The organism is Flavobacterium gyeonganense (assembly GCF_029625295.1).
GTDB lineage: Bacteria > Bacteroidota > Bacteroidia > Flavobacteriales > Flavobacteriaceae > Flavobacterium > Flavobacterium gyeonganense.
Genome location: NZ_CP121112.1, coordinates 1,719,910 through 1,739,851 on the forward strand (window position 1 = coordinate 1,719,910; position 19,942 = coordinate 1,739,851).

Genomic DNA, 19,942 nt, shown 5'->3' on the forward strand with positions numbered 1-19,942 from the left:
TGCGTTTCATATTAAAAACCCAAATGTGTTTTATTATCCTTTCAAACTTGCTGCCAAATACTCACGATTCATACGTGCGATATTTTCAAGAGAAATTCCTTTAGGACATTCTACTTCACAAGCTCCCGTGTTGGTACAGTTACCAAAACCTTCTAAATCCATTTGATGAACCATGTTTAATACACGCTCTGTAGCCTCAACTTTACCTTGTGGCAATAACGCATATTGCGAAACTTTTGCCCCAACGAATAACATTGCAGATGAGTTTTTACAAGTTGCAACACATGCCCCGCAACCAATACAAGCTGCAGCATCGAATGATTTGTCAGCATCGTCTTTATTAATCGGAATCGTATTAGCGTCAATTGTATTTCCTGAAGTATTAACCGAAATAAATCCACCTGCGTGCTGAATTCTGTCGAAAGAACTTCTGTCAACAACTAAATCTTTAATTACTGGGAATGCTTTTGCTCTAAATGGCTCGATAAAAATCGTATCGCCATCTTTAAACATACGCATGTGTAATTGACAAGTTGTAACACCTCTGTCCGGTCCGTGTGCTTCACCATTGATGAATAAAGAACACATTCCACAAATTCCTTCACGACAATCGTGGTCAAATGCAACTGGTTCTTCTCCTTTATTGATTAAACCTTCGTTAAGAACGTCTAACATTTCAAGGAAAGACATATCTGGCTCGATTCCATCGATAGGATATTCTACAATCCCTCCTTTATCTTGTGCGTTTTTTTGACGCCATATTTTTAATGTAAGTTTCATTTTGTATAAGTATTAAGTATTAAGAAATAAGTATCAAGACTTTTTCTAAATACTATTTATAACTTCTTTGAACTAATTTAATGTTTTCGTAAACCAGAGGTTCTTTGTGTAATACGGCATCGCTTGGTTTTCCTTTATACTCCCAGGCTGCAACGTATGCAAAGTTTTCGTCATCACGAAGTGCTTCTCCCTCTTCTGTCTGATATTCTTCACGGAAGTGACCTCCACAAGACTCATTACGGTGTAAAGCATCTTTCGCAAACAATTCTCCTAATTCTAAGAAATCGGCAACACGGATTGCTTTTTCTAATTCCTGATTAAACTCGTTAGCACTTCCAGGTACTTTAACATCTTTATAAAACTCTTCACGTAAAGCGGCAATTTCTTCCATAGCTTCAGCTAAACCTTTAGCGTTACGGGCCATACCTACTTTGTTCCACATAATTTTACCTAATTTTTTGTGGAAATAATCTACAGAATGAGTTCCGTTATTATTGATAAAATTATTGATCAAATCTTTTACTGATTTTTCAGCTTCAACGAATTCCGGTAAGTCTGTAGAAATTGGTCCCATTTTAATATCCGGAGCTAAGTAATCCCCAATAGTGTATGGCAATACAAAATATCCATCAGCTAAACCTTGCATTAAAGCAGAAGCTCCAAGTCTGTTTGCTCCGTGGTCAGAGAAGTTAGACTCTCCAATTGAGAAACATCCAGGAATTGTAGTCATTAAATTATAATCAACCCAGGTTCCCCCCATTGTATAGTGAACCGCTGGATAAATCATCATTGGTGTTACATAAGGATCTTCGTCAACAATTTTCAAATACATCTGAAATAAGTTTCCGTATTTACTTTTCACGATATCAGTTCCTAATTTAGTAACTAAAGCTTTATCATTTTCATTCAATCCTTTAACGTGAGCAGCTTCTTTTCCGTAACGTTCGATAGCTGCTGCAAAATCAAGATAAACTGCTTCTCCGGTTTTATTAACTCCAAAACCAGCATCACATCTTTCTTTGGCGGCACGGGAGGCAACGTCACGAGGAACCAAGTTACCAAAAGCAGGATATCTTCTTTCCAAGAAATAATCTCTATCTGCTTCAGCAATATCAGTTGCTTTTTTCTTTCCTTCACGAATAGTTTGTGCATCTTCTAATTTTGCAGGAACCCAAATACGACCGTCATTACGTAACGATTCAGACATCAAAGTCAGTTTAGACTGGTGATCTCCTGAAACTGGGATACATGTTGGGTGAATTTGTGTGTAGCAAGGATTTGCGAAATACGCTCCTTTTTTATGAATTTTCCAGGCTGCTGTTGCGTTACTTCCCATAGCATTTGTTGAAAGGAAAAATACGTTTCCGTATCCTCCGGAACCAATTACTACCGCGTGAGCAGAATGCCTTTCAATTTCTCCTGTTATTAAGTTACGAGCAATAATTCCTCTCGCTTTTCCGTCAATAACTACTAATTCCAGCATTTCATGACGGTTGTACATTTTGATTTTTCCACGGCCAATCTGACGGTTCATTGCAGAATAAGCTCCTAACAATAACTGCTGTCCTGTTTGTCCTTGTGCGTAGAATGTACGGGAAACCAATGTTCCTCCAAAAGAACGGTTATCTAAAAGTCCGCCATATTCACGAGCCAACGGAACTCCCTGAGCCACACACTGGTCAATAATATTGGCAGAAACTTCAGCTAAACGATGAACGTTTGCCTCACGTGCACGGTAGTCACCTCCTTTTACAGTATCGTAAAACAATCTGTAAACTGAGTCACCGTCACCTTTATAGTTTTTTGCTGCGTTGATACCTCCTTGTGCAGCGATAGAGTGTGCACGACGTGGAGAATCCTGGAAACAAAATGCTTTTACGTTATATCCTAACTCAGCCAAAGTAGCCGCAGCCGAACCTCCAGCCAAACCTGTACCAACTACGATAATATCAAGATTACGTTTGTTAGCAGGATTTACTAAATTAATATGATCTTTATAATTTGTCCATTTGTCCGCTATAGGACCATTTGGAATTTTTGAATCTAATGCCATTATAATTGATATTAATTATTGTTTGAAATGATGAAATAAGGCGATAATTACGAAAAGTGCCGGAACGACAACTGCGAACCAGTAACCCACTTTTGCCAAAAACCTTGAATATTTGTTATGCATCCCTACAGACTGAAGAGAAGATGCAAATCCGTGCCATAAGTGAAATCCTAAAAGGATAAAAGATATACAGTATAATCCTGTACGAATTGGATCATGAAATTTGTGAACTAACTCTCCATAATACCTTGTAGCGTCTGGTGCTGTACCTGCTATGTATTTATACGTAACTTCAGGAAACCAGAAATCGTAAAAATGCAGTCCTAAGAATGCTAAAATAACCAATCCAGAAATAATCATATTTCTAGAACTCCATGATGCGTTTGCAGCTCCGTTATAATTCGCATAAGCAATAGGTCTCGCAGCCCTGTTTTGAGCAGTAAGTACAAAGCCCATTACGAAATGGAAAATTACCCCAATTGCCAAAATTGGCTGCATTACAAATTGTATTAGCGGATTGTAACCCATAAAATGTGAAGCCTCGTTAAAAACGTCTTCACTAATAACAGAAATGAAGTTTAAGGTAACATGCAGCGCTAAAAAAGTGATTAAGAATATTCCCGAAAGAGCCATAGCTACTTTCTTTAAGATGGAAGCATTCAATAGTGCAGATTGTGCCATAAGTGTTTAAGTAGTTTGTTTTAAAAAATTAAGCAAAAATAACTCAATTACATATCAACTACAACCATTTCGTTGTTATTTATAATGATTTTAAAATACGCTACGTATACGTACTTTTACGTATTAAAAAAACAGAATACGCATTAAATTATTATAAAAATTTTCAAATTTATAATTTACCACCTTAATTTCAGAAAATAGTAATCCCATAAAAAAATAACAAAACACTGCTAAATTATTATTTTACTGCAACTTCTGACTACTTTTCTCCAAAACTCCCCTTAAGCCAGAATTTTATACTTGTAAAAATTGTCATTCCATTCTAATAACTTTACCTTTACCGACTTCAAAAAAAATAAGAATGAAAACAGGAATTGATGCTATTTCTTTTGATGTAGCCAACATACATTTACCCATAAAAACTTTGGCGATTGCCAGAAATATTGAACCAGAAAAATTAGAAAAAGGTCTTGGATTATTAAAAATGACTTTTCCGGATGTTCATCAGGACGCCGTAGTTTTTGGAGCAAACGCTTTAACAAAACTCATCATTGACAACAATATAAACCTAAACGAAATCTGCCGGATCTATGTTGGCACCGAAAGCAGTATTGACAGTTCTAAACCAATTGCTTCGTATTTAATTAGTTTAATGGAGCAAAAATTTGGCGAAGATACTTTGGCTGAATGTGACGTTGTTGATTTTACTTTCGCTTGTATCGGAGGAGTTGATGCCATGCAAAACTGCCTTGATTTTGTAAAATTGAATCCGGCGAAAAAAGCAATCGTAGTAACCAGTGATTTTGCCAAATACGATTTAAACTCCGGCGGAGAATATACTCAAGGTGCCGGAGCTGTTGCGATGCTGATTACTGCAAATCCAAAAATCATTGCTTTTGATGACAATTGGGCTACAAGCACAAAAGGTGTTTTTGACTTTTTTAAACCGTACAGAAGCATTTCAAAAGAAGCCATTACACAAAATACAAATAACAATTCGTGGTTTGACAATTTAGAAGCCGAAATCGAAATCCATAAAGATCAGCCGGTTTTTGATGGTCAGTATTCAAACCAATGTTATATGGATCGTACGCGTGCTGCCTACTTTTCATTCAAGAAACTAAAAAACACTACTGGAACGTTATACAAAACATGGAATAGCATTATCATGCATCTGCCTTATTCTTTTCAGGGTCGACGAATGCTATCTGAAATTTATGCTTTAGACAGCGCCGAAAAAATTATTGCCGATGATATTGTGCCCGCAGATTATCAGGCAAAAATTAAAGAAGTGGCAAAATCGGATAATTACAGAAGTTTTGTTACCGAGAAATTACAGCCTGCAGAATTGGCTTCTTCTTTAATCGGAAATCTTTACACCGGATCTATCTTTATGGGATTATTATCAACTTTGGCTCATTTTTATGATACAAACGCAGCAATTGCCGGAACTAAATTTGGTTTCTTAGCTTACGGAAGCGGATCAAAATCAAAAGTTTTTGAAGGTACGATTCAACCGGAATGGCAATCGGCTTTAGAGAATGTAAAGCTTTTTGAAAACTTAGCGGAAAGCACTGAAATTGATTTCAACACTTACGAAAGCCTTCATAAAAAAGAACTAAAACAAAGTGTCAGAACTCCAAAAAACGAATGGGTTTTAGACCGAATCGAAAAAGAGATTCCGACTTTAATCGGAGCGCGTTATTATAAATGGGTGGATTAATTTAAATTCCAATTTTAAAAATCCAAATTCCAAAAAACCGAAGTTTAATTAGCTTCGGTTTTTTTATATCAGAACTTTCTATTAAATCATTTTTGATAATTCGACCTCAAGCTTATCAAAGTTCTCTTCATTCTTATCGACTACAAATGGTTTTAATTTATTGCATTCTTCAGGCGTATCAAAAATCATTTTAAAAACAATCTTCGTGGAGTTTCCTGAAACAGGTTCAAAAGATACTGCTACCTGAAAAAGTGGTTTCGAATGGCGTTTCCAGCTTAGAAAACTGGGCTTTTCAATTTTTAGAAATTCACACTCATTTGCATAATTTCCTTTATCAGGTCCGTGCATAATGAAACTCCATTTCCCACCTGGGCGCAAATCAAATTCATTGAATGTATTGGTAAAACCTTTTGGACCCCACCAGTTTTTTAAATGTTCCGGTTCTGTCCATGCGAAGTAAGCGAGTTCTATTGGGAACTGCACAATTCTCGTTGTTACAATTTCACATTCCGGGTTTACTGAAATATTTTCTGAAGCCATATTTATATTCTTTAATCATTCATTTATAAACGAAACAATTGCATTTAAAGTTTCTTTTTGCTGCTGCTCTCTGCTAATCGTCGCTTTATCATCTCCAAGTTGGAAACCATAATAACCAAACTGACAATGGTTTGCTCCTTCTATCTTTAAAAATTTTGCAGTTTCAGGCAGTCTTGTTTTGTTTTTCATAATCGACCCTTCATCTGCCACGCCGTCTTTTGAACCGTAAATTTTTAAGATTGGGATTTCGGCATCTGTCAGAGAAATATCTCTTGGATGAGAAGTTCCTATCAAAATCAGTTTGTCAGTCAATTTAGGGTTTTCATAGACAAACTGTGCTGCCATTTTTCCGCCCTGCGAATGTCCTGCTAAAATGTAAGTTTTAGAATCATCGCCAAAAAGATGTAAATCTTTGGGTTTATTATATCCTTTTGAGGCTAGTCGCCATGGCATTTTGATTAAATAAACCCTCATGTTTTGATCAGCAAGTTTTCTGCAAAGCGGAACATAAGCTTCTGCTTCGACCATTGCACCTGGGTAAAAGATAACAACATTTTTAAATTCTTTTTTAGGCGTAAATGAATAATAATTAGAAAGATCTTCTACTTGAACCAAATCATTGCTTTGCAAAAAAGACTTGTCTACACCGTCCGATTCATAGGAATAGAACAGCCAGATAGTAAACAATACACCTGTTGTAATCCAGATTGTTTTTAAAACTTTTTTCAGCTTCCATCTTTTTCCCGCCATATCAAGTTGCTTTATTAAATTAAATGAGTGTCAGGCTGAGCGGAGTCGAAGCCTTTTCGAATTCACAAGCCTTCGACTCCGCTCAGGGTGACATCAATTCTTTGTATTGTAAATAATATTTCACTTATAAAAATGTAAACATTCAAATTTAGCATTTCTCTGAATAACTCCATAAAAAAACCGAAGCGGAAATTGCTTCGGTTGTTCTCTAAAATCCTGAACCGCTAAAATCGTCTTCTTTAAATAATTGTAGTAGATATTTTTTCTGAATGACATTTAGATACTTTTGTGGGCACGGATTGCAAATCCACACTATCGTTTTTTGACACTAAACATTTTATCAATCAAATATATAAGCAAATTTTTATGAGTTTTTTTACTTCTTTGTTCTTCTCTTTCAACTTCTCTCTTCTGCTCAGCAAATTTTTCTCTTTTAATTTGGTCTAATCTTTTTATTTCAAGTTCTCTCTTTTGTTCATCAATTTTATCTTGTTTAGCCTTTTCCTCTAGTTTAATCCTTTTTTCCCATTCAATGTTCTGACCGTGAATAGTAACTTCCCTGTTAACACCTTCAATTAACCAATCAGTAAAAGAAAAACGAGGTCTATTACTTTTAAAATCATACTCGGGATACACTTCATTATTTGAAGAAAAATCATCAACCCAAACATTACTATATTCACTCCCATTAACTACAATAAATGCACTTGTACCGCAACCATAACCTGCTATATGAATTTGCCCATTTGAATATCCTTTCTCAAAAATATCATAGTTTTGATCAAAAGTTATTTCATAAGGATAAGGAGAAACTTCTTTACAATCAGAGCCACGACCAAAAACCACTTTATTAGTTAATTCAAAAGGAATGGATGGATTGTATTCGTTATCTTCATAAAAAAAATCTACAAAATCTATTTTTTCGACTAAATTTAAACCCCATTTATTTTTGTTCACAATACCATTTGAAACATTCAACAAGAAAAATCGATAATCTTCTGGTATTCTAACATTAAATTTAGCCTCAAATGCTATAAGATTTTCTTCTGGTTCAGTTGGTAGAAACATATATATTTCATCTAAAACCCATTTAGAGTCCTTTATAGAATCTAACATTTTACTATGCAGATTATCCATCTCAAATTTATTATTGTATATTAATATCTAAACAATATTACAAAATACATCCATTATTTCTTAACAAAGATTAACGTTTTTCTTTGTCGAGCTACTTGCGGAGATCTCTCCTTTGTCGAGATAACAAGATTGGGGTCAATACAACTTTTAAAGAAAAAAATCTGCCAAAATCTGCTAAATCTGCGTGAAACAAAATTGCCAATCTTTGTGGAGTTACGAGTGTGATCTCTCCTTCGTCGAGATGACAAAATTGAACAAAAATAAATATGAAAACTTTAATAATCAATTTTACGTTGATTGCTTAAAATATGTAATTTTGAAATTCCAAGTTCAAAAATGAAACAATTATGAAATATCATCAAATAAACAGCAATCTTTTTATAAAAAACCGCAGAAAATTTACGGCAGAAATGAAACCTAATTCTGTTGCCATTTTCAATTCAAACGACATTTACCCTGTTAGTGCCGACAGTACTTTGCCTTTTGCACAACACAGAGACATTTTTTACCTAAGCGGTGTGGATCAGGAAGAGAGTATTTTGCTTTTGTTTCCGGATGCACCTTATGAAAACCAGAAAGAAATACTTTTTCTGAAAGAAACCAGCGAGCATATTGCGATTTGGGAAGGCGAAAAACTGACCAAAGAACGTGCTTTTCAGGTTTCTGGAATCAGAACGGTTTACTGGCTGCAGGATTTTCATAAAGTTTTGAACGAAATGATGACGTATGCTGATACGATGTACATCAATACCAACGAGCATTACCGCGCTGCTGTTGAAACTGAAACACGTGAAGCCCGTTTTGTAAAATGGTGGAAAGAAAAATACCCGGCACACAATGTGGCAAAAAGTAACCCGATTTTACAAAGAATCCGTTCTGTAAAAGAAAGCGAAGAAATCGATTTGATTCAGCATGCGTGTGATATTACCGAAAAAGGTTTCCGCAGATTGTTGTCATTTGTAAAACCAAATGTTACCGAATACGAAATCGAAGCCGAACTGGCACACGAATTCATTCGTAACCGCTCTAAAGGATTTGCTTATACGCCGATTATCGCTTCGGGAAATAATGCCAACGTTTTACATTATATCGAAAACAACCAGCAATGTAAAGCCGGAGACTTGATTCTGCTTGACGTTGCTGCTGAATATGCCAATTACTCCAGCGATATGACTAGGACGATTCCGGTTTCAGGACGTTTTTCAGATCGTCAGAAAGCGGTTTACAATGCTGTTTTAAGAGTAAAAAATGAAGCTACAAAAATGCTTACACCTGGAACACTTTGGAAACAATATCACGTTGAAGTGGGTAAAATCATGACTTCTGAATTATTAGGTTTGGGATTAATTGACAAAGCCGATGTTCAGAACGAAAATCCGGACTGGCCAGCCTATAAAAAATATTTCATGCACGGAACGTCTCACCACATGGGACTGGATACGCACGATTATGGTTTGCTTCACGAACCTATGAAAGCGAATATGGTTTTTACGGTTGAACCGGGAATCTACATTCCTGCAGAAAAATTCGGAATTCGTCTGGAGGACAATGTTGTGGTTCAGGAAAAAGGAGAACCTTTCAATTTGATGCGCAATATTCCGGTTGAAGTGGACGAAATCGAAACGTTGATGAATTCATAAATAAACAAAGCCCTTAATACTTTACATATTAAGGGCTTTTAAATTTTATAAATCGGTTATTACCCGATTTTTGCTATTTGCACATCCAATTGAAATTTGCCGTCAGCTTCATTTTCGTTGATCAATTCAAAAAGTTCTAAGGCTCTTCTTGCATTTTTCTCCTCTTCTCTTTGCTCAGCCACATACCACATCATAAAATCTTCTGTAGCATAGTCATTTTCAGCTCTGCATTTTGCGATTACTCTATTGATTGCCTGAGTAACGGCAATTTCATTTTGCAAAGCGATTTCAAATACTTCCCTGAAAGAAGCAAATTCCTGCTGCACTTCCGGAACAGATGGCGTAACTGCAATCCCACCCATATCTGTAATAAATTTGAAAATTTTAAGAAAATGTTCTCTTTCTTCTTCAGCCTGCTTGTAGAGATATGATGCTGTATTAGCGTACCCGTTTCTATCTAACCATGCAGCCATAGCTAAATATTTGTTAGAAGCGTCACTTTCTATTTTTGCCTGTAAGTTCAATATATTTTCTATTCCTTCGGTTAATGAAGTACTGGTTCTTAGTAAATCTTTCATAATCATTAATTTTTTATACATGTAAATTTACAAAATATAAAAACAAAAGCCTTAATCGCCTGAAAATTTGGATTTAATCTAAGTAAGAATCTAAATTAGCTCAACATTTGCAATACTGCAAAGCATTGAATGCAAACTAAGTGTAAATTTAGTCCCGTTTAATAATTCACGAAGCTGCACTATTTCACAGATGGTAAGATTTCTGGAGAAATTTTTTTAGTAGTTTCAATCAGCTGTACATCAGCATGATCAGACAAATCATAAAGCATATCTAAAATATCGACACTATTGACTTTTCTTTGAAAAATTAAAAAATCCTGAATTTTATAACTTGACACTGTATCAGTAAAATTAATGATGATACTATTAGTCAAATCACACTGATAACTATATCCTTTTTCGGTTTCAAATAATATTTTGGTGGTCAAATCGCTAACTAATGCCATTCTGATAAAATTATAACGCTGCAAAAATATAGAATTTAAACGAATTAAATACATAATTAAGACTAATTTAAAATAACAAAAGCTGTTTTTGTTTTTAAAATCTCTTAATAATATAAAAGCTGTAACATTATAGAGCATCATTCGACTTATTTTAAAACTATATAACTTAGAAATCATGCAGGCACACGAAATAGATTATCAGATTTTTGGAGAAGAAATGCAATATGTTGAAATAGAGTTAGACCCACAGGAAATTGTAATAGCCGAAGCAGGCAGCTTTATGATGATGGAAAATAATATTCAGATGGAAACCATATTCGGCGACGGTTCACAACAACAAGGATCGGGTTTATTTGGCAAACTTTTAAATGCCGGAAAAAGAGTCCTTACCGGCGAAAGCTTGTTTATGACCGCATTTTTAAATCAAGGTAATACCAAAAGTAAAGTTTCGTTTGCGTCACCCTATCCGGGAAAAATCCTTCCAATTGATTTAACCGAATTTCAGGGGAAATTTATCTGCCAGAAAAGTTCTTTTTTATGCGCTGCCAAAGGTGTTTCTGTCGGAATAGAATTTTCTCAGAAACTAGGTCGCGGCTTATTTGGCGGAGAAGGTTTTATCATGCAGAAAATTGAAGGAGATGGTATGGCGTTCGTACATTCCGGAGGAACAATGGCTAAAAAAGTTTTGGCTCACGGTGAAGTCCTGAAAGTAGATACAGGATGCATTATTGGTTTTACCAAAGACGTCGATTATGATATTGAATTTATTGGCGGGATCAAAAATTCTATTTTTGGCGGTGAAGGCTTGTTTTATGCTACTTTAAAAGGTCCGGGAACGGTTTACGTACAGTCATTGCCTTTCTCCAGGTTAGCCGACCGTATCATTGCATCAGCACCAAGATCCGGTGGAAACAGCCGTGACGAAGGAAGCCTTCTTGGCGGATTGGGAAATCTTTTGGATGGAGATAATCGATTTTAATCTATAAATAGATTTCAAAAATGAAGACTGTTTTATTTATACCAAAACCGCAATTGTTATAAGAAAACAATACAACATAACAGCTAAAACTCATATTTTAAACTTAAATATCTTATATGGTTTATCGTTTCTTATCTTTGCTTTTCACATTATAAAACTTCATTTTGAAAACCGTTCTATATAAAAACACCACCATATCCTATACTGATTCAGGCGAAGGAACAACAATTGTTTTACTTCACGGCTTTCTGGAAAACAAAAAAATGTGGCATGATTATGCCGTTTTTTTCTCTGAGATTTATCGCATAATTACCATTGATTTATTAGGCCACGGCGAATCCGAATGTTTAGGTTATGTTCATGAAATGGAAGAAAATGCGAGAGCTGTCAATGCAGTTTTAGAAAATCTGAAAATTGAAAAAGCGATAATTCTTGGGCATTCAATGGGCGGTTACGTTGGTCTGGCTTTCGCCGAATTATATCCGGAAAAGCTACAAAAACTAGTTTTACTAAATTCGACTTCCAAAGAAGATAGCGCAGAAAAAAATAAACAGAACACGCGCTATTAAAGCGGTAAAACAAAACTATGCCAGCTTTGTTAGTATGGCGATTGCAAATTTATTTAGTGAAAATAATCGCGAGCATCTTGCAAATGAAATTGAAAAAGTAAAAAAAGAAGCATTAAAAACACCTTTGCAGGGAATTGTAGCTTCACTGGAAGGAATGAAAATCAGGAAAGACAGGGAAAATATTTTAAAGCAAAACCTTTTTCCTGTTTTATTGGTTTTGGGAAAAAAAGATCCTGTTTTAAATTATGATGAAAATAAATCCCAAATCAAAAATACAAATGTGCAACTTGTTTCTTTTGATGACGGGCACATGAGCCAAATTGAGAATAAGGAAGATTTGAAAAAAGTTCTCTCTGATTTTTTCAGGTATTAAGAATTGCGTAAAATAGAAAAAAGACCGATCATCATTGTGAAACGGCCTTTCTTCATTATCGGGGGCAAAATCTTAATCGCTTTAATTTTGACTTCTCATGTCAAATTTCTAAAATAATATATTTTTTTAGACGCGACAAAGGTATTTGAATAAATATAACTTTTCAATGAATGACTGTTAAAATACGACCTAAAAATAAGTGTTAGTATCACTTTTATTAATAACACATCAATTCTTTCTTTTTAAAATAAACTGCATAAAAAATCTTACTTAATAATTTATACCTCATTAAAAAACAATAAGATAAAAGAATAAAATTTAATTTAATAATTTATAAAATTGCGGTAATTAAAAATATATAATTAAAATATAAGGATGTATTTGACAAATAACCTTCTCAATAAGATCTACTTTCTTATTTATTTGATGCAGTTTGCCTCTTTAATCAAAACCAACCTAGTAGAAATTTTGATTGCATTCTGATAATCATGATTATAGTAATAATTATTCCTTTTATTTGTTTATTTGATCTTATCAACACGTTCAAAGCAATCTATTATGATTGGAGACATCTTTTGAAGAGTCATTCGGCAAAACAAATTATCTAGCAGCTTTAAAAATCCGAATATATTCAATAGCTTTCTGACAATCAATTTATTTTTTCTTCGAAAGGAATATTAGCATCAAAAATCTCATTTAATAACAATACTATTTCATTCAAATAATTATTTAAAGTTTCACTAGTAACAGTGATATCCAATTCTTTATCTTCCTTAAATCCGAACGGTAAAAAACCAGACTTCAAATTTTTAAATGAAATAATTCCTACTTCTACAGGAAATTCCCCAGCTTGCTTTTCAAACATAAAAGCATAAGCCAATACCTGAATAATTTTATCATTTTTAAGCTCCTGGGTCAATCCGTTCCATGATTTTAAAATAACATTAGCTTTTTCAACTTTTCCTGTCTTATAATCGATGATTCTTATCTTTCCGTTGCGTAGTTCAATTCTGTCCACATTTCCTTTAATCAAAACAGGAAATGACAGCTTCGAATTAATCAGTTCTCGCTCGAAAGTTTTTTCTAAAGCAAGAATTTTAACTGCATCGCCGTTTTTAATTGCTTCCAATTCCATTTTTAAAAAATTAGAAACATTACGTTTTGCAACTTCAAAAGCCAGAAGATTACGACCTTTCTTAATTTCTCCTTCTTTATAAACCAACTTAAATTGCTTTAAAACTTCATCATCCAACAACTTAAAACAATTAGAAATATCCTCTTCAGAAATAAATTTCCCGATAAAAGGCGTATACAAAGCTTCCAATGTCCCGTGAATAATAGTCCCCAAGGTATTCAAAGCAATATTTTCTTCGACTTCCTCGACTTCCCGGATGCGAAGTATTTTTTGAAAATAAAAATCGATTGGATTCCGAATATAGCTGGTCAGTGCAGAAGGAGAAAATCCCGTGGAAGCAATTTCTTTTAAACGCTCCATTACGGCATCTGACTTTGGAATTGACATTGGTTTATATGCAGTTGTTGGCAGTACCGGATTGTAAATATCAAAAGTTAAATTATGCTTTGGTTGCTTTTCCACTTCTAATTGTGTAATAAATCGGCTGCGTTCACCGGCATCTAGTCCGTCATTTTCGGTATTATGTATCAGATAAATATTTTTAGCTCTTTGCAGCAAATGATAAAAATGATACGTATAAATAGCATCTTTTTCTTTAAAAGTCGGCAACCCAAGCTCCCTCTTCACATCATATGGAATAAATGAATTTTGAGATTTGCCGGCAGGAAATTTCCCTTCATTCATAGAAGTTATAATTACTGTATCAAAATCAAGGACGCGACTTTCCAAGACCCCCATAATTTGCAGACCATTTAAAGGCTCTCCTTCAAAAGAAACCTCTGCAACATCTATTACTTGCTTATAAATTGCATACAAAGTCTGAATATTATCTATATGAGTATGCTTAGAATAATAATTGATTAACTTATTGATAACTTTAAAAACAGAGAACACAAAAGTTTTTGCGATTTTCTCTTCTTCATTGTCATTACTGAAATTTTCTTTAATCAAAAGTAAAAGTGCCGAAATACTTTCGAGTACAGCCAGAGCCCCATTTTCCCATTTTCGAAACAGGAGACTAAATAAATCTGACGGATTAAAATTGAGTTCGTTTAATCTTGTATGGGTAATAAAAGTATAATTATTTTCTTTTATGATTTTAACTAATTGATTGGTTTTAGCAAAAGGTTGAATCAACGGATGCGTGAGAATATCAAGTACGTCTTTGTAATAAAAAACATAACTTGCCCCATTTCTTGAAAGGGCATTTGTATGCATTTTGAACAATTTGGCGATTAAAATTTGTGCCGGATTGTTTTTACCTGAATACCCCATAGTAATATTCAATGCACCAACAGAATTTGGCAAAGAATACAAAACTGGTATCAGTAAATTTTCTTCACCAAGCACAATTGCTACTTTATCAAGAGAAGAACCTGGATTATCTTTCAGAATATTTTCAATAATGCTTCCGGAAAGTTTTGCCTGTCCAATAGTTTTTGGGGTTCCTATTACCTGAATATTCTTTGTCTGGGAAAAATCATCCGTAATCCACTCAAAAGGATTTGATTTATAATGTTTCCAGTTTTCTTTAAACCGCCTTACAAAAAGCCCTGCATCATGGTAAGGGTCATTTAAAAACGTTTGGTCTATATCCCAATAAATTTTTGCCTGATCAAGAGCTAAAAGATGCTGTACTATTTTCTCTTCAGCAGCATTTAAAGCATTAAAACCCGCAAAAACATAAGTTTTATTCGAAATAGCGTTTGAAAAATGATTTAAGTTATTTACTGCTTCACGATATATTAACCCCTGATAACCAAAACCTTTATTTAACAAATGGCTATATAAAGCTTCATAATAAATTGGCAGCAATTTCCAAAAATCAATATAATTTTCAAGTAGTTTCGTTTTATTTTCAACTTCAATACCCCACTTTTTAATATCTTCAATATCTTTTAGATAAGACAAAACATGCGTAGGTTCAAGAAGATAACGATCAATTTCATTAAAATCCTGAAGAAGCGTTTTTGCCCAATTTGCAAATAATTCAAATGACTGCTGATGCTGTTTTTCTGTAACAGAGAGATAAACTTCGTAAAATTCAAAAAATAATTCAATTGAATCAACAGAACGAATAGAAGCAACTTCTTGTACAAAATCCTCAATTGAAATAATATCAGGAGAGAGAATGGTTTTATCTGTTTGTTTCCTTAATGCTTCAATCAAAAAAACCTTAGCTCTTTTGTTAGGAAGAACAATAGTAATTTCAAATAATCTATCGAAATAATCCTGAATAATAGTAGCTGCAATTTTTTCTAAAAAAGAAGTGTTTATCATATTGTCTAGTCCTGAAAAAGTGATACAGGATTAATAAAAAATAAAAGTACAATTTTAGACAGTAGCAAGCTCAGTTTTGCTACTGTTTTTTGTTTTATAGGTTCTCATTTTAATTTTGTTTTGGTTATGCATCTGATTTGGAGTAAGCATGTAATTAGAATAATGAGGTCTGATTTCATTATAGATATCAATAGCTTCTTTTACAATTTTTTGCATGATTTCTGCTTTTTGATTGTATTTGTCAATCATAAATTCCTGTTTTAAAATACCATTAATCCTTTCTGCCACTGCATTTTCATAAGGGTCAGAGTTTTGTGTCATACTGCATAGAATTTTATTTTTATTAAGCTGCTTTTGATAGTCATTAGCACAATATTGAATCCCTCTGTCTGAATGATGTATCAATGGTAATTTTTTGTTGTTTCTGTGTTTAAGAGCCATTTTAAAAGCCTTCAAACTGCTTTCTGTGTTCATGTTATCGGCAAGATAATATCCCATAATCTTTTTAGAATAAGCATCTGTGACTAAGCTTAAATAGCAAGGATTATCTCTTTTTCCTAGATAGGTTATATCAGAGACCCAAACTTGCTCTGGTCTGTTAATTTCTAAATCCAGAATTCGATTTTGATGTTTATTAAATCGATGATGTGAGTTAGTCGTTAGATGATAACTTCCTTTAGGATGTATCAATAAATGATTGGCTCTGAGTATATCAAAGAACTTATCTCTTCCAATTTTCATTAATTGAAGTTTATCCAACAAAAGATAATATAGTTTTCGAGTACCTATTCTAGGCATTGTCTTCCTGATATTATCCACCATCAAAATTACTTCTTTGGCTTTGTTTTGTTTGGATGCTATTCTTCTAGTCTTTCGATAATAAACCTGTCTGTCTATCCCGAACAAATAACAGGTAAACGCTACTGTTTTTTGTTCTTTTGCTCTGAAGCGGGCGATTGTTCGGGTGCAGAGTTTTTTCGGATATCGATATGATATTCTTTCTCAGCTAAATCAATCATCATGTCAAACAAGATTGCTTTTTTATCTGCAACGTAAGCTTGTCGTTCTAAAAGAGCCTTTTGTTTTTCTAATAGCTTGACTTGGGCTTCAAGTTCCATAATTTTTTGTTCGGGTGACTTTGCCATATTCAAAGGAGATTGTTTTCCCAATCAAAGTTACCAAATTTTCGTAACCAGCCCAGAACTGTAGCATGGCTTTGAATGCCATATTGTTTTCTAATTTGGGTAATTGATGAACTACCTTGCTCAACTTCTCTAACGATTTGAAGTTTTAAGGACATGCTGTAATCTCGCTGGGTGCGCTTTACATAATTGCTGTATTCTTCCATAACGATTGTTTTTGTGTATCGCTATTTCAGGACGGGACATATGATAAAAATAAAAAAAGCCATTCAATTAAGAATGGCTTTTTAAAATTATTTAGAAAAGTAAATTATAGTTTACCTTCATATTTAGAACCAATATGTTTGATTTCAGTTCTTCTGTTTTGAGCTTTACCTGCTGGAGTTTTATTACTTGCAACTGGTTGAGACTCACCAAAACCTTTAGAAACTAAGTTATCAACGCTAATTCCTCTTTCGATTAATGCATTCATAACAGCTGCTGCTCTGTCTTCAGAAAGTTTTTGATTCAATTTATCTGAACCATCACTATCTGTATGACCTTCAATACTGAATTTCGCATTAGGATAGTTTTTAAGGATTTCTTTAATTGCATCCAATCTTGCAAGAGTTTCTTTATCTCCTGTTTTGAATGTAGCTTTACCTGAGTTAAAGTAAACAGCTCTTGCCTGAACTTTAAGTTCTTCTAAAGCTTCAGTAGTTACTTCAGGACAACCTCTGTTACTAGCTGGACCAGCTACAGTAGGACAATCGTCATCTTTATCTAAAACTCCATCTTTATCAGCATCTAAGAAAGGACAACCACCGTTTTCTTTTGGACCAGCCTCATTAGGACATTTATCATCTTTATCAGCAACTCCGTCACCGTCAGCATCAGGACAACCTTTTAAAGCGGCTAAACCAGCAACATCCGGACAAGCATCATCTTTATCAGCGATTCCGTCTCCGTCTGTATCAGGACATCCATTTAATGCAGCTAAACCAAATACATCTGGACAAGCATCAGAAGCATCAACAATTCCGTCTCCGTCTGTATCAGGACAACCGTTGAATTGTTTCAAACCTGCAACATCCGGACATGCATCATCTTTATCGTAAACTCCGTCTCCGTCAGTATCTTTACCTCCGAATTTAAAAACTAAGCCTGCAGTATGCTGGAAGTGAGATGGAGCATCTGGCTCACCATTTGTATCTCTATCACCGCCTACAGCCCATTTATATCTTGAAGCAAGCTCAAGACCAATAGCATCTGTAAACCAAAAAGTTAAACCAACACCTGGATTCACAGTTCCAAAACTACTATCACCAAAGAAAGTATAACCTCCACCAACAGATAACGAAGGATCAATTACTTTAGATTTAATTAATTCCTGGAAGCTATATTTAATAGTGGCATCAATTCCGTAGTACATTAAATCTCCTGGATTGTATACAGTATTACCTCTTGAATCAGAAGGGCCAAAACCCGGCTGATTAAATACAACATATTTATCAATTTTGTTTACAGAACCTTGTAAACCAACAGAAAAACCACTTCCAACGTATCTAGATACACCAATGTAAGATAAAGAAGGAAGAATATTCCAGTTGTCTTTAACACCAAATGGCTGAGAAAAGTGTTGATCAAAGAAACCACTTCCTGAACCAGAACTTGTTCTGGTATCAACGGCATTAACCCCAAAAGAGATAGCCCATGGATTGTTACTGTCCTGTGCGTGAGCATTTAAACCCATCGCCATTAGTACAGCAACAAAAAGTTTGTTAAGATGTTTCATACTTATTTTTTTTAATTACAATTTAGTTAATTATAGACAAAAGTAACACGTAATTTTTTAAATACAAAATGTTATGTTAAAAAAACCTACAAAAATTGCTCAAAATGGTAATTATATAACTTTTAACATTTTCCCTACAAATATAAATGCTTCTATTGCTCTGTCTAAATGTTCTTTAGTATGAGCTGCAGATAACTGTACTCTAATTCGTGCTTTCCCTTTAGGAACTACAGGAAAAAAGAAGCCAATTACATATATTCCTTTTTTTAGAAGCTCATCAGCCATAGCTTGGGATAATTTTGCATCGTATAACATCACAGGAACAATGGCTGAATCCCCATCTATAATGTCAAAACCTGCTTTTTTCATTCCCTCTTTAAAGTAACTGGTATTCCAGGCCAATTTATCTCTTAAAGACGTATCTTTTTCCAGAAGCTCAAAAACTTTAATAGAAGCGCCCACTATTGCGGGAGCTAAAGAATTTGAAAACAAATAAGGACGTGAACGCTGGCGTAGCAATTCGATGATTTCTTTTTTGGCAGTAGTATATCCTCCCATTGCACCTCCAAGGGCTTTACCAAGTGTTCCGGTTATAATATCAACCCTTCCCATTACTCCTTTTGCCTCAAGGGTTCCTTTTCCTGTCGCTCCAATAAACCCGGCAGCATGACATTCATCTACCATTACCATTGCATCGTATTGATCAGCCAAATCACAAATCCTATCCAGCGGTGCTACAAGACCGTCCATCGAAAAAACACCATCTGTAACAATTAATTTAAAGCGTGCTCCAGCTTCATTAGCCTTAATTAACTGCTGCTCTAAATCCTCCATGTTACTATTTTCATAACGATAACGAGCTGCTTTACACAAACGAACACCATCGATAATAGACGCATGATTTAAACTATCTGAAATTATAGCATCATTTTCTCCTAATAAGGGTTCAAAAACTCCTCCATTAGCATCAAAAGCGGCTGCATAAAGAATAGTATCTTCTGTACCATAAAAATCTGCAATCTTCTTCTCTAAAGTTTTATGAATATCCTGTGTCCCGCAGATAAAGCGAACAGATGACATCCCAAAACCGTGTGTATCCATTGCATTCTTTGCTGCCTGAATAACTTCAGGATGCGATGAAAGTCCTAAATAATTATTAGCACAAAAATTCAAAACCTTTTCTCCTGTAGAAATAGTAATTTCTGCATTCTGAGCAGAGGTTATAATACGTTCTTTTTTAAAAATCCCGTTTTCTTCAATTGCGTGGAGCTCATTTTGTAAATACTCTTTAATTTTTCCGTACATCTTAATATTTTATAATATGTTAAAAACTAATACATTAGCAAAATTAAAGCTACGTAA

General features: G+C 34.3%; 17 protein-coding genes and 1 pseudogene. 4 read left to right on the forward strand and 14 right to left on the reverse strand.

Annotation, left to right across the window (positions count from 1 at the left end; all coding sequences use genetic code 11):
* Nucleotides 1-33: 33 nt before the first annotated feature.
* The 3 genes from P5P89_RS07510 to P5P89_RS07520 are packed head-to-tail and all read right to left on the reverse strand — an operon-like array spanning nt 34 to nt 3,514.
* Complete coding sequence (locus P5P89_RS07510; protein WP_278011387.1) at nt 34-780, reverse strand: succinate dehydrogenase/fumarate reductase iron-sulfur subunit; 747 nt, start codon at nt 778-780, stop codon at nt 34-36.
* 52 nt (nt 781-832) lie between these two features.
* Complete coding sequence (locus P5P89_RS07515) at nt 833-2,833, reverse strand: fumarate reductase/succinate dehydrogenase flavoprotein subunit (protein WP_278011388.1); 2,001 nt, start codon at nt 2,831-2,833, stop codon at nt 833-835.
* 15 nt (nt 2,834-2,848) lie between these two features.
* Nucleotides 2,849-3,514 carry a succinate dehydrogenase cytochrome b subunit gene (locus P5P89_RS07520; protein ID WP_278011389.1) on the reverse strand — a complete coding sequence of 222 codons (666 nt, stop codon included), beginning with the start codon at nt 3,512-3,514 and terminating at the stop codon, nt 2,849-2,851.
* A 361-nt stretch (nt 3,515-3,875) separates the two neighbouring features.
* Between P5P89_RS07520 and P5P89_RS07525 the strand changes: the two genes are divergently transcribed.
* Nucleotides 3,876-5,237 (forward strand): hydroxymethylglutaryl-CoA synthase family protein, encoded by a 1,362-nt coding sequence (locus P5P89_RS07525; protein ID WP_278011390.1) that lies wholly within the window; start codon nt 3,876-3,878, stop codon nt 5,235-5,237.
* An 81-nt stretch (nt 5,238-5,318) separates the two neighbouring features.
* Here the strand turns inward: P5P89_RS07525 and P5P89_RS07530 are convergent, their stop codons facing one another.
* The 3 genes from P5P89_RS07530 to P5P89_RS07540 form a co-directional block, all read right to left on the reverse strand.
* Complete coding sequence (locus P5P89_RS07530) at nt 5,319-5,777, reverse strand: SRPBCC family protein (protein ID WP_278011391.1); 459 nt, start codon at nt 5,775-5,777, stop codon at nt 5,319-5,321.
* A gap of 15 nt (nt 5,778-5,792) precedes the next feature.
* Entirely contained in the window at nt 5,793-6,527 is a 735-nt protein-coding gene (locus P5P89_RS07535) for an alpha/beta hydrolase (protein ID WP_278011392.1), read from the reverse strand.
* Nucleotides 6,528-6,839: 312 nt separating this feature from the next.
* Entirely contained in the window at nt 6,840-7,643 is an 804-nt protein-coding gene (locus P5P89_RS07540; RefSeq protein ID WP_278011393.1) for an SMI1/KNR4 family protein, read from the reverse strand.
* A 368-nt stretch (nt 7,644-8,011) separates the two neighbouring features.
* Here P5P89_RS07540 and P5P89_RS07545 point away from each other — a divergent pair, with 368 nt between their 5' ends.
* Nucleotides 8,012-9,304 carry an aminopeptidase P family protein gene (locus P5P89_RS07545; RefSeq protein ID WP_278011394.1) on the forward strand — a complete coding sequence of 431 codons (1,293 nt, stop codon included), beginning with the start codon at nt 8,012-8,014 and terminating at the stop codon, nt 9,302-9,304.
* 59 nt (nt 9,305-9,363) lie between these two features.
* Here the strand turns inward: P5P89_RS07545 and P5P89_RS07550 are convergent, their stop codons facing one another.
* Both P5P89_RS07550 and P5P89_RS07555 read right to left on the reverse strand, forming a co-directional pair.
* Nucleotides 9,364-9,882: a ferritin gene (locus tag P5P89_RS07550; RefSeq protein WP_278011395.1), complete on the reverse strand. Its 519-nt coding sequence runs from the start codon at nt 9,880-9,882 to the stop codon at nt 9,364-9,366.
* Between the two features lie 179 nt (nt 9,883-10,061).
* Nucleotides 10,062-10,328: a hypothetical protein gene (locus tag P5P89_RS07555; protein WP_278011396.1), complete on the reverse strand. Its 267-nt coding sequence runs from the start codon at nt 10,326-10,328 to the stop codon at nt 10,062-10,064.
* Between the two features lie 175 nt (nt 10,329-10,503).
* Here P5P89_RS07555 and P5P89_RS07560 point away from each other — a divergent pair, with 175 nt between their 5' ends.
* Both P5P89_RS07560 and P5P89_RS07565 read left to right on the forward strand, forming a co-directional pair.
* Nucleotides 10,504-11,307 (forward strand): TIGR00266 family protein, encoded by an 804-nt coding sequence (locus tag P5P89_RS07560; RefSeq protein ID WP_278011397.1) that lies wholly within the window; start codon nt 10,504-10,506, stop codon nt 11,305-11,307.
* A 164-nt stretch (nt 11,308-11,471) separates the two neighbouring features.
* Nucleotides 11,472-12,249: pseudogene (locus tag P5P89_RS07565) on the forward strand (alpha/beta fold hydrolase).
* A gap of 649 nt (nt 12,250-12,898) precedes the next feature.
* On the opposite strand, the gene P5P89_RS07570 reads toward P5P89_RS07565, so the two are convergent.
* The 6 genes from P5P89_RS07570 to kbl all read right to left on the reverse strand — a co-directional run bounded on the left by P5P89_RS07570 (nt 12,899) and on the right by kbl (nt 19,885).
* Nucleotides 12,899-15,664 (reverse strand): PD-(D/E)XK nuclease family protein, encoded by a 2,766-nt coding sequence (locus tag P5P89_RS07570; protein ID WP_278011398.1) that lies wholly within the window; start codon nt 15,662-15,664, stop codon nt 12,899-12,901.
* 54 nt (nt 15,665-15,718) lie between these two features.
* A complete protein-coding gene (locus P5P89_RS07575; protein ID WP_278011399.1) occupies nt 15,719-16,570 on the reverse strand; it encodes an IS3 family transposase in 852 nt (283 codons plus the stop codon).
* A 14-nt stretch (nt 16,571-16,584) separates the two neighbouring features.
* Nucleotides 16,585-16,782 (reverse strand): hypothetical protein, encoded by a 198-nt coding sequence (locus P5P89_RS07580; protein WP_278011400.1) that lies wholly within the window; start codon nt 16,780-16,782, stop codon nt 16,585-16,587.
* A 29-nt stretch (nt 16,783-16,811) separates the two neighbouring features.
* Nucleotides 16,812-17,012, reverse strand: coding sequence for a transposase (locus P5P89_RS07585; protein WP_278011401.1), 201 nt, complete (start codon nt 17,010-17,012; stop codon nt 16,812-16,814).
* A gap of 104 nt (nt 17,013-17,116) precedes the next feature.
* On the reverse strand, nt 17,117-18,580 hold the full coding sequence (locus tag P5P89_RS07590) for an OmpA family protein (protein WP_278011402.1): 1,464 nt from the start codon (nt 18,578-18,580) through the stop codon (nt 17,117-17,119).
* Between the two features lie 111 nt (nt 18,581-18,691).
* Nucleotides 18,692-19,885, reverse strand: a complete 1,194-nt coding sequence (gene kbl, locus P5P89_RS07595) for a glycine C-acetyltransferase (protein WP_278011403.1) — start codon at nt 19,883-19,885, stop codon at nt 18,692-18,694.
* Nucleotides 19,886-19,942 lie beyond the last annotated feature (57 nt).

What these genes read in the sequence shown, in the direction of transcription:
- P5P89_RS07510 (WP_278011387.1), bottom strand. Translation starts at nt 780, where the DNA reads ATGAAACTTACATTAAAAATATGGCGTCAAAAAAACGCACAAGATAAA.
- P5P89_RS07515 (WP_278011388.1), bottom strand. Translation starts at nt 2,833, where the DNA reads ATGGCATTAGATTCAAAAATTCCAAATGGTCCTATAGCGGACAAATGG.
- P5P89_RS07520 (WP_278011389.1), bottom strand. Translation starts at nt 3,514, where the DNA reads ATGGCACAATCTGCACTATTGAATGCTTCCATCTTAAAGAAAGTAGCT.
- P5P89_RS07525 (WP_278011390.1), top strand. Translation starts at nt 3,876, where the DNA reads ATGAAAACAGGAATTGATGCTATTTCTTTTGATGTAGCCAACATACAT.
- P5P89_RS07530 (WP_278011391.1), bottom strand. Translation starts at nt 5,777, where the DNA reads ATGGCTTCAGAAAATATTTCAGTAAACCCGGAATGTGAAATTGTAACA.
- P5P89_RS07535 (WP_278011392.1), bottom strand. Translation starts at nt 6,527, where the DNA reads ATGGCGGGAAAAAGATGGAAGCTGAAAAAAGTTTTAAAAACAATCTGG.
- P5P89_RS07540 (WP_278011393.1), bottom strand. Translation starts at nt 7,643, where the DNA reads ATGTTAGATTCTATAAAGGACTCTAAATGGGTTTTAGATGAAATATAT.
- P5P89_RS07545 (WP_278011394.1), top strand. Translation starts at nt 8,012, where the DNA reads ATGAAATATCATCAAATAAACAGCAATCTTTTTATAAAAAACCGCAGA.
- P5P89_RS07550 (WP_278011395.1), bottom strand. Translation starts at nt 9,882, where the DNA reads ATGAAAGATTTACTAAGAACCAGTACTTCATTAACCGAAGGAATAGAA.
- P5P89_RS07555 (WP_278011396.1), bottom strand. Translation starts at nt 10,328, where the DNA reads ATGGCATTAGTTAGCGATTTGACCACCAAAATATTATTTGAAACCGAA.
- P5P89_RS07560 (WP_278011397.1), top strand. Translation starts at nt 10,504, where the DNA reads ATGCAGGCACACGAAATAGATTATCAGATTTTTGGAGAAGAAATGCAA.
- P5P89_RS07570 (WP_278011398.1), bottom strand. Translation starts at nt 15,664, where the DNA reads ATGATAAACACTTCTTTTTTAGAAAAAATTGCAGCTACTATTATTCAG.
- P5P89_RS07580 (WP_278011400.1), bottom strand. Translation starts at nt 16,782, where the DNA reads ATGGAACTTGAAGCCCAAGTCAAGCTATTAGAAAAACAAAAGGCTCTT.
- P5P89_RS07585 (WP_278011401.1), bottom strand. Translation starts at nt 17,012, where the DNA reads ATGGAAGAATACAGCAATTATGTAAAGCGCACCCAGCGAGATTACAGC.
- P5P89_RS07590 (WP_278011402.1), bottom strand. Translation starts at nt 18,580, where the DNA reads ATGAAACATCTTAACAAACTTTTTGTTGCTGTACTAATGGCGATGGGT.
- kbl (WP_278011403.1), bottom strand. Translation starts at nt 19,885, where the DNA reads ATGTACGGAAAAATTAAAGAGTATTTACAAAATGAGCTCCACGCAATT.